The 13,330-nt window shown below is 47.5% G+C and carries 13 protein-coding genes; 2 read left to right on the plus strand and 11 right to left on the minus strand.

Going from position 1 to position 13,330, the window contains the following annotated elements:
• Window positions 1-23: 23 nt before the first annotated feature.
• From IXB50_RS14025 to psbB, 7 genes are all read right to left on the minus strand, one after another.
• A complete protein-coding gene (locus IXB50_RS14025; protein ID WP_215609605.1) occupies window positions 24-878 on the minus strand; it encodes a M56 family metallopeptidase in 855 nt (284 codons plus the stop codon).
• The gene (locus IXB50_RS14030) at window positions 875-1,315 is read right to left on the minus strand and encodes a BlaI/MecI/CopY family transcriptional regulator (protein WP_215609606.1); all 441 of its coding nucleotides are present in this window, start codon (window positions 1,313-1,315) and stop codon (window positions 875-877) included. The genes IXB50_RS14025 and IXB50_RS14030 overlap by 4 nt, the downstream gene beginning before the upstream one ends.
• Window positions 1,316-1,570: 255 nt before the next feature.
• Window positions 1,571-2,344 (minus strand): HAD family hydrolase, encoded by a 774-nt coding sequence (locus IXB50_RS14035; RefSeq protein WP_215609607.1) that lies wholly within the window; start codon window positions 2,342-2,344, stop codon window positions 1,571-1,573.
• 124 nt (window positions 2,345-2,468) lie between these two features.
• Window positions 2,469-3,494 carry a 30S ribosomal protein S1 gene (locus tag IXB50_RS14040; protein WP_215609608.1) on the minus strand — a complete coding sequence of 342 codons (1,026 nt, stop codon included), beginning with the start codon at window positions 3,492-3,494 and terminating at the stop codon, window positions 2,469-2,471.
• Between the two features lie 392 nt (window positions 3,495-3,886).
• Window positions 3,887-4,405 carry a transcriptional regulator NrdR gene (gene nrdR / locus IXB50_RS14045; RefSeq protein WP_215609644.1) on the minus strand — a complete coding sequence of 173 codons (519 nt, stop codon included), beginning with the start codon at window positions 4,403-4,405 and terminating at the stop codon, window positions 3,887-3,889.
• A 192-nt stretch (window positions 4,406-4,597) separates the two neighbouring features.
• Window positions 4,598-4,696 (minus strand): photosystem II reaction center protein T, encoded by a 99-nt coding sequence (locus tag IXB50_RS14050; RefSeq protein WP_006516453.1) that lies wholly within the window; start codon window positions 4,694-4,696, stop codon window positions 4,598-4,600.
• Window positions 4,697-4,833: 137 nt separating this feature from the next.
• The gene (gene psbB / locus IXB50_RS14055) at window positions 4,834-6,363 is read right to left on the minus strand and encodes a photosystem II chlorophyll-binding protein CP47 (protein ID WP_215609609.1); all 1,530 of its coding nucleotides are present in this window, start codon (window positions 6,361-6,363) and stop codon (window positions 4,834-4,836) included.
• 325 nt (window positions 6,364-6,688) lie between these two features.
• On the opposite strand from psbB, the gene IXB50_RS14060 reads away from it, so the two are divergent.
• Window positions 6,689-6,997 (plus strand): 2Fe-2S iron-sulfur cluster-binding protein, encoded by a 309-nt coding sequence (locus IXB50_RS14060; protein ID WP_215609610.1) that lies wholly within the window; start codon window positions 6,689-6,691, stop codon window positions 6,995-6,997.
• 153 nt (window positions 6,998-7,150) lie between these two features.
• Window positions 7,151-7,246 carry a photosystem II reaction center protein PsbM gene (gene psbM, locus IXB50_RS14065; RefSeq protein WP_215609611.1) on the plus strand — a complete coding sequence of 32 codons (96 nt, stop codon included), beginning with the start codon at window positions 7,151-7,153 and terminating at the stop codon, window positions 7,244-7,246.
• A gap of 176 nt (window positions 7,247-7,422) precedes the next feature.
• On the opposite strand, the gene IXB50_RS14070 is transcribed toward psbM, so the two are convergent.
• The 4 genes from IXB50_RS14070 to IXB50_RS14085 all read right to left on the minus strand — a co-directional run bounded on the left by IXB50_RS14070 (window position 7,423) and on the right by IXB50_RS14085 (window position 13,213).
• Entirely contained in the window at window positions 7,423-8,202 is a 780-nt protein-coding gene (locus IXB50_RS14070) for a sulfite exporter TauE/SafE family protein (RefSeq protein WP_215609612.1), read from the minus strand.
• Window positions 8,203-8,298: 96 nt separating this feature from the next.
• Entirely contained in the window at window positions 8,299-9,792 is a 1,494-nt protein-coding gene (cobQ, locus tag IXB50_RS14075) for a cobyric acid synthase CobQ (RefSeq protein WP_215609613.1), read from the minus strand.
• Between the two features lie 234 nt (window positions 9,793-10,026).
• Window positions 10,027-10,431 carry an Npun_F0494 family protein gene (locus IXB50_RS14080; protein WP_215609614.1) on the minus strand — a complete coding sequence of 135 codons (405 nt, stop codon included), beginning with the start codon at window positions 10,429-10,431 and terminating at the stop codon, window positions 10,027-10,029.
• Between the two features lie 52 nt (window positions 10,432-10,483).
• Complete coding sequence (locus IXB50_RS14085) at window positions 10,484-13,213, minus strand: DEAD/DEAH box helicase (protein ID WP_215609615.1); 2,730 nt, start codon at window positions 13,211-13,213, stop codon at window positions 10,484-10,486.
• Between the last annotated feature and the right edge of the window lie 117 nt (window positions 13,214-13,330).

The following is a 13,330-nucleotide window of genomic DNA, read 5'->3' on the forward strand; positions in this document are numbered from 1 at the left end:
GGCTCTTTTGGTGGATGTAATGGTCAATAGTGAAAGGGAATTGAACATAGGGGAAATAATCCTAAGACCAGACTAGCAAGGCATCCATAGGTCATTAACGACCACTGGGGCTGAAATCCGTAGTCCTGTTGGTCGGATAATAAAGCATCAATTCGACGACTTAAGCGGCTACTAGGGGCGATACAGCTAAAGTTAGCGACTGCGATCGGTGCAAGGGGGGCAGCAATCACTTGCACAAGGGATTCTGCAAGGGTGATTCGATCAACTGAATGGGTGGCCCAGTTATCGGCTCGAATTTCCCTAAGTAGCAATAGTTCTTGCCAGAGATCATCGGTGTAGGGCAGCCATCGACTCAGACGTTGCAGCCAGCCTAGCCAAAAGAACCAGAAGGTATCGCGATAGTAAGCATGGGCGTTTTCATGGGCAATGACAGCTGCTAAGTGTTCGCTGTCCAATGTGTTGATTAGACCTTGGCTGATGACTAATTCCGATGACCAAAGACCAATTTGAGCACTGAATACAGTACCTTGATCTATCACTCGGCTGGACGTATTTTGTACCAGTTTTTGAGGATACTGTTGAACATGGGTGATACTTGCCTGGGCCTGCCAGCCAAGGTAGACGAGTAGCCCTAGACTAGCTGTGATAAATGACCAAGCTGCCCCATAGCTAATCCATCCCTCTATGGGACTGACCATATGGCCATGGGGACCCATAACAATAATGGCAACTGCTGTTGTCAATAATAGTAATGGTGAGACGATCAGCAGGGACAAGACAGCTAACCAGTGGGCGTTTTGTAGGCAGCGGTGAGCAAACACTACGCGAAGTAGGAGAGCAGTTGAGATCGCACCTACCATTAAACTCGCATGCATCATGTCTGCTGCTGCCCTCGTTGATGGTTGGCCTCGGCTTGCCGGGCTGCCTGAATGCGTTGAGTAATCGCCTCTAGCTGATCTAAGCTTGCTTGGTCAAGGGTGTCTGCAAAAGCGGCCACAATATCTGGATTGCTGGCCGCCAAGAACTGTTGTAGGTGCTCATGAGACTTGAGGATTTTGGCACTATCTGAGGAGAGTAATGGCTCCCAGTGGTAAGCGCGTCCGATCCGTCGTTTAGCAATCCAGCCTTTTGACTCTAAACGTCTCAGTACAGTGGCGACTGATGAATAGGTCAAATCACGGTCAATATCTTCCAAAATTTGATTGTGAATGACCGTTGCTGATGTGGTGCCTACTTCCCACAATATGTTCAAAATTTCAGCTTCTAAGGGGCCTAAAGATAAGCGTTTAGGGCGATGTGTTGGAAATGGTGACATCAGCTAGTCTCGGCTGCTTTCTAGACTAGTGTACCGCGTTGGATCATGCCATTGGTCGTTAGCCGCGCCCTATGTCATGACTCTACAAATTGTGATATGTCCTCTAGAGCATGACTCTATAAACTGTGACAGCATGTCACTTGAGTTCTTTAAGAACACCGAACACAATGGGGCTTAATAAACACGCACATGTGCAGATCAAGGTTGAATTTAGAGGTGGCTATTTGTCACCTCTATTTTTATTTTTGGATGATTTTAGCCTAAACGAATCTGGCTAAAGTCTTTGGTGAAGGCATGACGAGGTAAATCGTTTGAGTTTAAGTCATGGCCATGGATAATATCTGTTTGGGAAATATAGGGTGACCAGCCTCCCAAAAAGCCAATAAATCCTTTGGCTGATGCTGCCATACGTAAATCGCTCGCGGCATCGCCAATGACCACTCCATGTTGAGGGGAAATATCTAAACTTTTGCAGGCAGTCTGTAAAAAACTAGGCGCAACTTTAGACGGATGTTGGCTGCTCACACCCTGCAAATTATCAAAATAAGGCTGCAGCCCATAGTAGTCAACAAAATTTTTCAGATTACTCTGGGTATCAGCTGACACCATGATGACTTTGAGTTCGGTTTGCTTGAGCCGTTTCAAAAAATCTAAGACCCCTGGTAATAGAGGGGTATACGCAGCCTTGGGCGAGCATTGGTGGTCCGCTGTCTCTAAAGTGCTTGTTGCTACTTCTACTGCTTGTATCCATGGATAACCCACCATGGCGGCGGCAGCGGCGGTACCGATGATGGTCTCGTGACGACTACCGACTGCTAAGAGTCCAGAAGCGGTTAACCCATGATCACTAAATCCTAAGATCTTTAGGACGGGGTTATACGTGCTCGGTAACTGTTGCTCCATCAATTCTGCCTGGGTACGCCCCAGCTGGCTGAGATAGGCGGCAACATTAGCCAGAGTGCCATCTTTATCTAGAAATATTACTTGGACGTTATTAAAGATTTGTCCGTTGCAGGAAACGATACTCACAGCTCTAGTTTGAACAGTTTCATAATCAAAAAAAATGTGGGACCAGAAGCCCCACATTACAGTTAAAAACGAGATTAGTTTGGCAGCAGATGCCGGTTAGCTATCTTACTAGCTGTCTGCCTGATTACTCAGCGACAGCTGCCATAGCAGTTGCATCATCCTCTTCTTCCGTTTCTGTGTAGGTTTCTTCCTCAACTTCACCCTCACCAATATCATCTACTTCACCAGCGGCAGCAGCAGCTTCTGCTTCTGCTGCTTTCAGTAACTGCTGACGATAGCGCTCAGCCATTTCCTCGGCTTTCTCAAATACGATATCGGGGTTTTTGACCATGTCACCGGGTTCGGGCTCGAGCTGCTTCGTGGATAGTGAAATCCGACCACGCTCAGCATCAAGGTCAATGATCATGACCTTGATTTCATCATTCACATTGAGCACCGTGTTTGGAGTATCAATGTGGTCATGGGAAATCTCAGAGATGTGTAGCAGACCGCTGACACCACCAATATCGATAAATGCACCGTATGGCTTGAGACCACGGACCGCACCGATGACCACTTCACCGACCTGAAGACCATTCATCTTACGCTCTACTAGCGCACGACGATGGCTAAGAACTAGACGGTTACGTTCTTCATCAACCTCTAAGAACTTAAGAGGTAATGCTTCACCCACTAGATCTTCTTTCGGTTTGCGGGTGCTGATGTGGGAGCCAGGAATAAAGCCGCGAAGACCTTCAATTCTGACGAGGGCACCACCACGGTTGGTAGCAAATACGTCCGAACGAACGGTTGCATCCTCATTTTGGAGTTGACGTACACGCTCCCATGCCCGCATATATTCGATGCGTCGAATGGAGAGGGTTAGCTGGCCATCTTCATTTTCATCTGTCAGGATGAAAAATTCACGAGTCTCATTGGACTGAAGCACTTCATCAGCCGCTTCGACGCGATTGATCGACATTTCTTGGATGGGCAAATAAGCAGCGGTTTTTGCACCAATATCAATCAGAGCGCCTCGGGGCTCGATGCTAAAAACTGTCCCTGGAACAATATCGCCAGGACTAAAATGATAATCGTATTTATCTAATAAAGCTTCAAAGTCTTCATGAGTAAAACCTATATCGGCTTGTGTCGTTTCAAGATTGACCATGCTAGATGTTTCCTACGGTTTCTCCATAATTGAGTGGACATGTTGTGCGTCTGTGTGCCGCCCCTACATTAATCCAGATCTTATCTCAGACAAGGCTAAGGGCATCATTTAGATTGTGCCTACCGTTACCCCTGATAAATAACTCTGAGTAGCCAGCTTGTAATCCTGGCATGAACCTGAACTAGGCCCAAAACTTAGAGCCTTGCAAAGTAGGCAAAACTTAACCGCAGTAGGGCTGAACATGGAAACCCTGGCTGAGATTAAGTAACGTACACAAACCTTCGCAAGACTATTTATGATAAGTGAATTTAGCCATACTGTCACTTAGTATGACGTTATTATTTTCAGATTGCTATTTGTAAAGAGCGTCGCTATAAGCTGTGATGAAAGCTCTAGACCGTTAGGGCAGAGCCATTCCGGCTGCCGTTAGTGCTGTAAGAGTGAGGTTCAGCCGTACTATCGTTAGCCTGTAAATGATTTAAGGTTTCTGCAAAATCACGAATGCCTGTGAACTGTCTGTATACAGAAGCAAATCGGACATAGGCTACTTCGCTCAAAGGCTTGAGCTGCTGTAAAACTAGCTCGCCGATGTCAGCACTGGTAATTTCTCTGGATGAGCGTTGCTGTAGATCGGCTTCGATATTGTCAATTAAATTTTCTAAACGAGCGGCTTCGAGACCGGTTTTTTCGCATGCTCGAATAATGCCCCTCAGAAGTTTCGAGCGGTTAAAGAGTTCACGATCGCTATTGCGTTTGATCACTGTGATGGGCACATACTCGATGCGCTCATAGGTGGTAAATCGGCAATTGCACTCTAGGCACTCCCGACGGCGACGGATACTACGACCAGCTTCAGCTGATCGAGATTCTAAGACGCGGTTACTGGGATGTTGGCAGAAGGGACACTGCATAGAGTCTAAACCCGAAATCATTTAAGCGGGCCTCGATCATTAGACCACGCTTAAAATAAAAATAGAGGCTAACTTCGTTAAATGCAAAGAAGTTAATGCCTCTATTATGTCATTCATGTCGCCAAGGGCACTAGATGCTAATTTCACTTAAGCTCTTGATGTAATTATTAATCTGGCTTAAGTGTTAAACAACTAGTCTTTTTTGATTCGGGGCGGCTCACGAAATGCGATCGCAAAAAAGAGCGTACCAATAATACAAGTGAAAATCAGAATGTAAGCAACACTTTCCATGATTTAGTCCTACTTAATCAACGTTGATTGCCATTGATGTAGACACAAGCAATGGCTGCTATTAGCTACCATTATTCCAAAAAAACGGCCCAGCGAATATATTCCGCTGGGCCGTTTCCTTAGCCTACGCCTCGCACTTAACGATTTGTTGCGCGGGTAGTTTTGTCTCCCACTTTCTGGAAGAATCCCCATTCGACCTGCTCCTCAGAGAGATCAGGATCCACACCAGCGAATACATCGCGGTATAGAGTCCGGGAACCATGCCAGATGTGGCCAAAGAAGAACAGTAATGCAAATACTGCGTGGCCAAAGGTAAACCAACCACGGGGACTAGAACGGAATACACCGTCAGAATCCAGGGTCTCAAGGTCAAACTCGAATGGTTCACCTAGTAATGCCTTACGGGCATAACGCTTCACACGAGCAGGGTCCTTAATGGTCTGACCATCAAGTTCACCACCGTAGAAAGAAACTGATACACCAGTCTGCTCAATACTGAATTGAGACTCAGCACGTCTAAAGGGAATATCAGCTCGAATCACACCACTGGAGTCAGTCAAGACAACAGGGAATGTTTCAAAGAAGTTGGGTAGACGGCGAACTGATAGCTCACGGCCTTCAGCATCCTTGAATACAGGATGACCCAGCCAGCCAGTAGCGATACCATCACCACTATCCATGGGACCTACGCGGAATAAACCACCCTTTGCAGGACTATTACCCACATAGTCATAGAAAGCCAGCTTTTCAGGAATATTCTCATAAGCTTCCTCACGGCTCAGCCCGTCAGCCATATCAGCTTGAACACGACGTTCAATTTCTTGCTGATAGTAGCCACCATCCCATTGGAAGCGGGTCGGGCCAAACAGCTCGACTGGAGTAGTAGCGTTGCCATACCACATAGTGCCAGCAACTACAAAGGCAGCAAAGAATACGGCTGCAATACTACTCGAAAGTACGGTTTCAATATTACCCATACGCAACGCCTTATACAGACGCTGAGGGGGACGTACTGTCAGGTGGAATAAACCTGCCACGATGCCGACGATACCGGCTGCGATGTGGTGAGCCACAATGCCACCAGCGTTATAGGGGTTAAATCCACCAGGCCCCCATTCTGGGGCAACTGGCTGCACATGGCCAGTCAGGGCATATGGATCAGATACCCACATCCCAGGTCCCCAAGCTCCACTCAGGTGGAACGCGCCGAAACCGAAACAAAGTAAACCAGATAAGAACAGGTGAATACCGAACATCTTGGGTAAGTCCAAAGCGGGCTCACCAGTTCGAGGGTCACGGAATAGATCTAAATCCCAGAAAACCCAGTGCCAAACAGCTGCCAAGAATAGCAAGCCAGATAGCACGATGTGTGCAAGTGCAACGCCTTCAAATGACCAGAAACCAGGATCAACGCCTGTTTCTCCAGTTACACTCCAGCCTCCCCAAGACCCGGTTACACCAATACGGGCCATAAAGGGAAGAACAAACATACCCTGACGCCACATGGGGTTCAGAGCAGGATCACTTGGATCAAATGTAGCAAGCTCAAACAGGGCCATAGAGCCAGCCCAGCCTGCTACAAGTGCAGTATGCATCAGGTGTACAGAAATCAGTCGTCCAGGATCGTTAACCACGACTGTATGTACCCGGTACCAGGGTAGTCCCATTGACTACGCGCCTCCTCCTAGTTTGGAAATGTTAGCCGTACATTAAAATACCGATACAAACAGGCTACCAGATCCCCCCATTGACTCCAAAATAAACATCTAAGGAATTTTCCTTAAGGGCAGTGCAAATCAGAGATTGTGGGTAAGTAGCCTGATGAGGTAATGAATCCAGACGATTCCCGACGGACTAATCCACTCAAATATTAAGATTAAAGTGTATAAAGAAGTGTAACTAGAGTTCATAATCCAATGCAAGTTGGATTACTTGGGATTATGCCATTCAAGGCTTTACCGACTTTATAGCAATTGCTTTTGGAGCTATTTGATGGCCACTATTAAGTTTATTAAAGAAGATGTTGAGATCACAGCAACGGACGGTGCGAATCTTCGTCAGAAGGCTATAGACAATCGGATTGATATATATACCTTGACCGGAAAGATGATGAACTGCGGCGGCTATGGCCAATGTGCCTTGTGTGTTGTGGAAATTGCTGAAGGATTAGGTAATTTATCGCCCCGGACCGCTGTTGAGGAGAAGCGGCTTAAAAAACGTCCTCATAACTGTCGATTGGCTTGTCAGACCCTGGTCAATGGACCAGTCAGTGTCGTGACTAAACCTAAGAAGAATCGTTAACACGTTGCTATACACAACTTATCGTTGCTCTCTGATGCTAATGGCCAATGTATTAATGATTGCAGTCGTAGAGTTTATCGGTTCATTGAGTTGAAGCAGGGTGATATGCTTAGCCATGTGGTTTGTTGTTGAGAGAATTAATAGCTAAGTCCTATGGAAGTCAATAATCTAGGGTTTGTAGCCAGCATCTTGTTTGTCTTCGTTCCAACTGTATTTCTGCTCATTCTTTACATTCAGACCAAAGATTAGTGTTTGGGGCAGGAGTTATGAACACTTGAGTCTAGTGAGGTAAGTATTTTCGCTTCATTCCTTGTGGGCAGCCTGTAGGTTTTTGAAAATATTGAATATGCTTGATGCTAGCTTTTTAAAGTTAGTAAAGAGCGCTAGCTATGGGTTAGTGCTCTTTTTTGTCGATTACTTCTTGCTCATAGATTGCTGATGTAGGCGTGCCATGCTTGCCAAAATACATAAGCGGCTAATACGCACAATAATGTCCGAAATAACCTGCTGACGACATGGTCTGGGAGCTTGGGTAGAAAGCGGGTGCTAATTTGTACTCCGATCAGGCCCCCTAGGCCCAGGCTTAAGCCAGCATCATAGACGATGTCTCCTTTGACGCCATTGTGGATACAGGCTACTAGAGATGTAAGCACAATGACGCCTAAACTATTGCGTACGGCGTTTTTGAGGTCAGTATTGAGCAGTAATACCTGTAGTGGCACCATAATCACCCCACCACCTACACCAAACAGTCCAGCCATGAAGCCTGATGTGCCGCCAGTAATGATGCGGGCAGCGACGAGGGTGATTGACTTAGGAGTATCTGTTTCTCGTGTGGCAACGCGTTTTTTCAGCCCTACTAGATAAATATTAGCTATCAGTAGACTGCCAAATGCAGCACGTCGCCAATGTTCTGCCAGGATGTCTCCAAATTCTGTTCCGATAATAACTAGGACAATAGCTGGTATTGCCAGCATGAATATGTCTTTGGGACGCAGATATCCCATGCGCCAATTTTGGAGGCTGCCGGTAGTGGCCGTCACCAAAATTGCCAATAAGCTTGTGGCCGCAGCCTGCTCCACATTCATGCCAAATAAGAGGAGGAGGGGGACCATCAATACCCCTCCTCCAATACCAAGCAACCCTGCCAATATCCCTGCAGTTAAACCTCCTAAAGTTAGCAAGGCAACATCTATAAGAGGCATGGCAAAAAACTTTGAGAGGACTAGGATATAGTCCCACAGTCAGCCTCAAGTGCGGTGAGGGTAATGGACGTTAGGTTTTTTGGGCAAGCATCATCATTAAGACTGAGTAAGGATCGGGTCTAGATTGATATATTGCTCGACTGTATTAGCTAAATCGTTGAGCATGGCATCACGCTGTTCGCGATAGTTGGCAATACCTGTAGGTAGAGAGCCTAAACCACGCTGCTGTCGCAACCGATTGAGCCAAGCTCGTCTCCAGGGACCATTATCAAAGATGCCATGAAGGTAAGTACCCCAGAGGGATTCGGTTTCATCCACAATACCTAGACTGCGGTCATCAAAGATTGGTTGAAATTTAGGGCCTGGCTCCCCGCCTTCGGGCGTCATGACGAGCTGAGTGCGACCGTGGTGAATCTCATAACCATTTACAGGCAGACCTTCTTGAGGATATTTGGAACTGACTGATCGCTGGCGTGCCACTTTATTTTGAGTAATGACTGTACGCAACGGTAGAATACTTAATCCTCTAAAGCGACCTTCTTGACCTTCTAAGCCTTCTGGATCGGCGAGCATTTGCCCCATCAGCTGGAAGCCACCACAAATCCCCAGGACAGTACCACCTGCTGCAGCATAGTTCTGAATAGCCTCTGCCATGCCAGTACGTTGCAAAATTAGGAGGTCAGCAATAGCGGTTTTGGTGCCAGGTAAAATAACGGCATCGGGATGTCCTAAGTCATCTTTGGGGCTGAGATATCTAACGTTGACAGAAGGTTCAGCTTCTAATGGATCAAAGTCTGTAAAGTTGGAAATCCGGGGTAGTCGAATAACGGCAATATTGAGTTCTGCTGAATGTTTTTCTACTGGTCGTTCCATTAGTGAGAGAGAATCCTCAGCAGGAGAGGCACTGTCAATCCATGGGATTACGCCAAGTACGGAGATGCCTGTGCGTTCTTCCAGCCATTCAATGCCTGGTTGCAGTAGACTTTTCTGGCCGCGAAACTTATTGATAATAATGCCTTTGACTAGGGCACGCTCATCGGGGTCAAGCAGTTCAAGGGTGCCTATAATGTGGGCAAATGCGCCGCCACGATCAATATCGGCTACTAGGATTGTAGGGGCATTGAGGGTTTTGGCAATCCGCATATTAGCCAGATCGCGATGCTTGATATTAATTTCGGCAGGGTTGCCATCCCCTTCACAAATTAATAGATCAAATTCTTGTCCCAGCCGAGCCAGGCTTTCTTGGACTGCCTGCCAACCACTCTCAAAGTAGGTTTCATGATATTGGGCGGCTGTGGTGTGACCAGCGGGCCGCCCTTTGATAATCACTTGAGAAGTTGTGTTGCTTTGGGGTTTCAGTAGGACTGGGTTCATCTCCGCTTGGGGGGAGACACCTGCTGCCCAGGCCTGGACTGCTTGGGGATATCCAATTTCAGCCCCATTAGGGGTGACGTAGGCATTGGGGGCCATATTTTGTCCCTTGAAGGGAGCCACTCGCCAGCCACGGCGACTGAGCATACGACAAAGTGCTGTAACGAGTAGAGATTTCCCTGCGTGGGAGGTGGTCCCCACTACCATAATGGCCTTCATGCTAGAGCGTCTCCCGGTCCAATTTCATTTTTAATGGTTGAAATATCGAGTTGAAATATCAAGTTGGAATAACGGCTGTTCAATACAAAGTATTGGTAATCGTACGGCGTCAAGCTAGAAATTGTAGATTGGTGTGCATTATGGCATAACCATACCCAAACTCCAGACTTTAAGGATCTTTGTTGTTAACGCTCTAGTGTGTTTACAGTAAGGTCTTAAAATTAACCTGGTTACTTACTGTAGCCAGGTTGGTAGTCTGACCCAACGGTTCTTGGCGTTGAGTACATAATCCGGCAGGCTACCTGTAGAATCCGGACGACCTGTTTCTTCCCATTGTTCAACTAATTGACGACCAATCGGTGTCAGGCGAAAGCTATCGGTCAATCCTTGTCCGTCGACTTCTCGGCGGACGATGCCAACGGACATCAGCCATCCTAAGTGATGATCGACCGCAACGTCTGATAGAGGTTGGCGGGTGTAACCATTGAGCATACCGCGATCGTCACTGATGGCTCTGAGGGAAACGCTTTGGGAGCGCATTGCTGCTAGTAATTTCATATAAAACGGTGCACAGCGAACGGCCCGCTGTGCACGGCAGAGGGTTTTGGCGGGGATGGGTAATGAAGAAGCCGTGGTCATTTGATTAGACAATGAAATAATGGGCATAGTGGATATTGCCAACCTTTTCTAATTATTCTTGTTCATTGCTGTTGTTGCTATCGTCAGTATCCAGGTCATCATCGTCAGCCAATGGATTAATGTTAGTGTGTTCGCCAACTTCGTTGATGGGGAATCGATTGAGCAAGTAAGCGGCTTGGCGGGCGTTGGATTTCACCGTACTAGACAAAAATGGAACGTGGGGAATTTGTGACAGGATATCGAGGGTGCGGCGTAAGATTCGGACTACATCGCCTTCGTCCAGGCTGGTGTTTTGGCACAGTTCATTCCATTCGGTTTCTAGAGCCCACTGTTCGACGAGGGCGACCAGATTCCATTCCAGGGGGACAGGCAAGGTGACCTGGTAACGACGCTGCTGTTGAAACATTTGACGACGAATGGAACGTAACCCTTCCAGGGCTGTTTCGACTGCGGGGGATGTGCGGTAGTGGGTCCAGCTATCAGGACGACTGATTTCGGTGACAATAGCGGCGCAGGCAGTGGCAAACTGATGGGGGGGGAGGGTGTCAAATTCTCCAGACCCTAACGCTAAAGCGAGCCATAGTTCATTTTCACCTCGGATGGCAGCAGCCATTTTGCCAAAGTTGGTCGGCTGATTATTGGTGAGTCCGCCAAAGTTCTCGAGAATAGCCATTAGATTGAGAAATTCTTCCCAGTAGCGGCTTGCGTATTTTACATATTTAGTTTTGCGATCGCTGAGTTCTGCTTGCAGCAGTTGGAGACGCTGCTGTTTTTTTAATAATGATTTGGGTTTGCCAAATTCATTGAGCGGATGGCTGGCTAGTGTTGCTTCAACTGCATGCATGCGGTCTCGCTGCTCCTTGACCTCAGGAGCCAGTTCATCCAGAGTGGGCAGTTGCTGAGGAATGAGTTCAGCAACAGGGCCACTGTTTTCATCTCCAGGAAACTTGTTCCCTGCTTTCATTGTCAGTGCAGTTGGCAGAGTCAGGTCATCGACCGCTGAAAGCCGACCGTACTTTTCATACAGACCAAAAACATCGCGCGGTGTTGCCACCATCCATTGGTTATCAAAGGTGAGACAAGCCAAATAGGGAAATTGTCCCGGTCCCTCCACTTTGGTGACGATAACTGCTGGTAAAGGGTTTGCAACAGGAATATGTTTACCCTTGAGAGATAATATGGTGCCAGGGACTGCAAAGTTAGCCGCTGTGCTCATATCGCTAGCCAGGACATCAGTGGCTTGTTTATCCAAAATTTTGAGCAGACGACGTTCCTCACGGAGACGTTCTCGGAGCTTAGCGTATTCTGCAAGAATGTCTTCGCCAATAGCGGCTAACTGGTCACGAATCAGGGCAATGTTTTTTTCCACATCATCGATGGCTTGTTGCTGAGGCCTGAGATGTAAGGTGGAAAGATATTGGCCAAAACTGCGCTCGATCAGATCGCGAGTTTCTTCCAGGGAGTGGGTTTGTAACAGATTAAGAACCATGCCATAGCTAGGCGTGAACTGGCTTACTAGCGGATCGGGTTTAGCCAGGGCTAGATAGCCTGCTTCCTGCGCTCCTTCAAACGGAGTTTCTACGGTGACTACGTGGCCTTCGTCATCCATGCCGCGACGACCTGCCCGTCCTGCCATCTGCAAAAACTCGGAGGCATGAAGTAGACGGTGACCACTATCAGTACGTTTTGACAAGCTAGAAATTACGGTGGTGCGAGCAGGCATATTAATGCCTGCGGCCAGAGTTTCTGTGGCAAAAACCACCTTAATCAACCCTGCTTGGAAGAGCTCTTCCACCAATCCTTTCCAGGCGGGTAGAAGTCCGGCATGGTGAGCGGCGATACCGTTGTATAGAGGGGCCACTTGTCCGGCACGGGCTGCTTCAGGATTGGCGGCTAGAAATTCATCGATACGCTCTTTGAGTACGAGGGATTCAGTGGGATTGATCAAGGATAGATTGCTAACACTTTGAACGGCCTTGTCACATCCCTTGCGACTAAAAATAAAGAAAATGGATGGCAGCATATCTTTTTGCTGCAGCTGGGAGACGATAAATGCGTTATTGGCTGTGGCTGGTTTTTTCTTTTGACCTTTTTGTCGTCGAGGCGGTTTACGGTGTCTTTTTAGACGGCCATGGAGAGCTGTTTTTTTGTCATTTAACAGCGGAAAGAGCCCTTTCCCCGTTGCAAAATGCATCGTTAAGGGGACGGGACGAAAATCTGAATAGATTAGCTGGCTTGGCCCGTGGGTTTTGGTGATCCAATCAGTCAACTGATCGCCATTAGCGACCGTTGCCGATAGTCCTACGAGTTGAATTTCTGGTGGGCAGTAGATGATGGACTCTTCCCATACGGTGCCACGTTGACGGTCATTCATATAGTGACACTCGTCCAGGACCACTGTTTGTAATCCCTTGACAGCATCTCCCACCTCTCCCATGGTGGTGCCATAGAGCATATTGCGAAAGATCTCCGTGGTCATCACCAGGATCGGCGCGTCACGATTTATGGAGGTGTCACCTGTGAGTAGTCCTACCTTGTTGTTTCCAAAGAGGTGACGAAAGTCCCTCAATTTTTGATTGGACAGGGCTTTAAGGGGGGTGGTGTAAAAAACCCGCTGGTTGGTATGCAGTGCTCGGTGGATAGCATATTCGCCGACTAGCGTTTTCCCAGAGCCAGTAGGCGCACAAACAACCACAGATTTCCCTCGATTGAGTGCATCAATGGCTTCCACTTGAAACGGATCGAGCTTAAACGGAAATAATTCGTCAGGCGTTAAGACCAAAATCCTTGGGGACCTTTGCTGAACAGAGAGCTTGCCCCTTTCATTGTGCCAGAGTAGTGAGGGGTTGGGCGGAATTCAAGGTAAATAAGGTATGGGGAGAGGGCAGATCGACATTAA

The sequence above is a fragment of the Leptothoe spongobia TAU-MAC 1115 genome (assembly GCF_018739885.1).
GTDB classification, from domain to species: domain Bacteria; phylum Cyanobacteriota; class Cyanobacteriia; order Phormidesmidales; family Phormidesmidaceae; genus Leptothoe; species Leptothoe spongobia.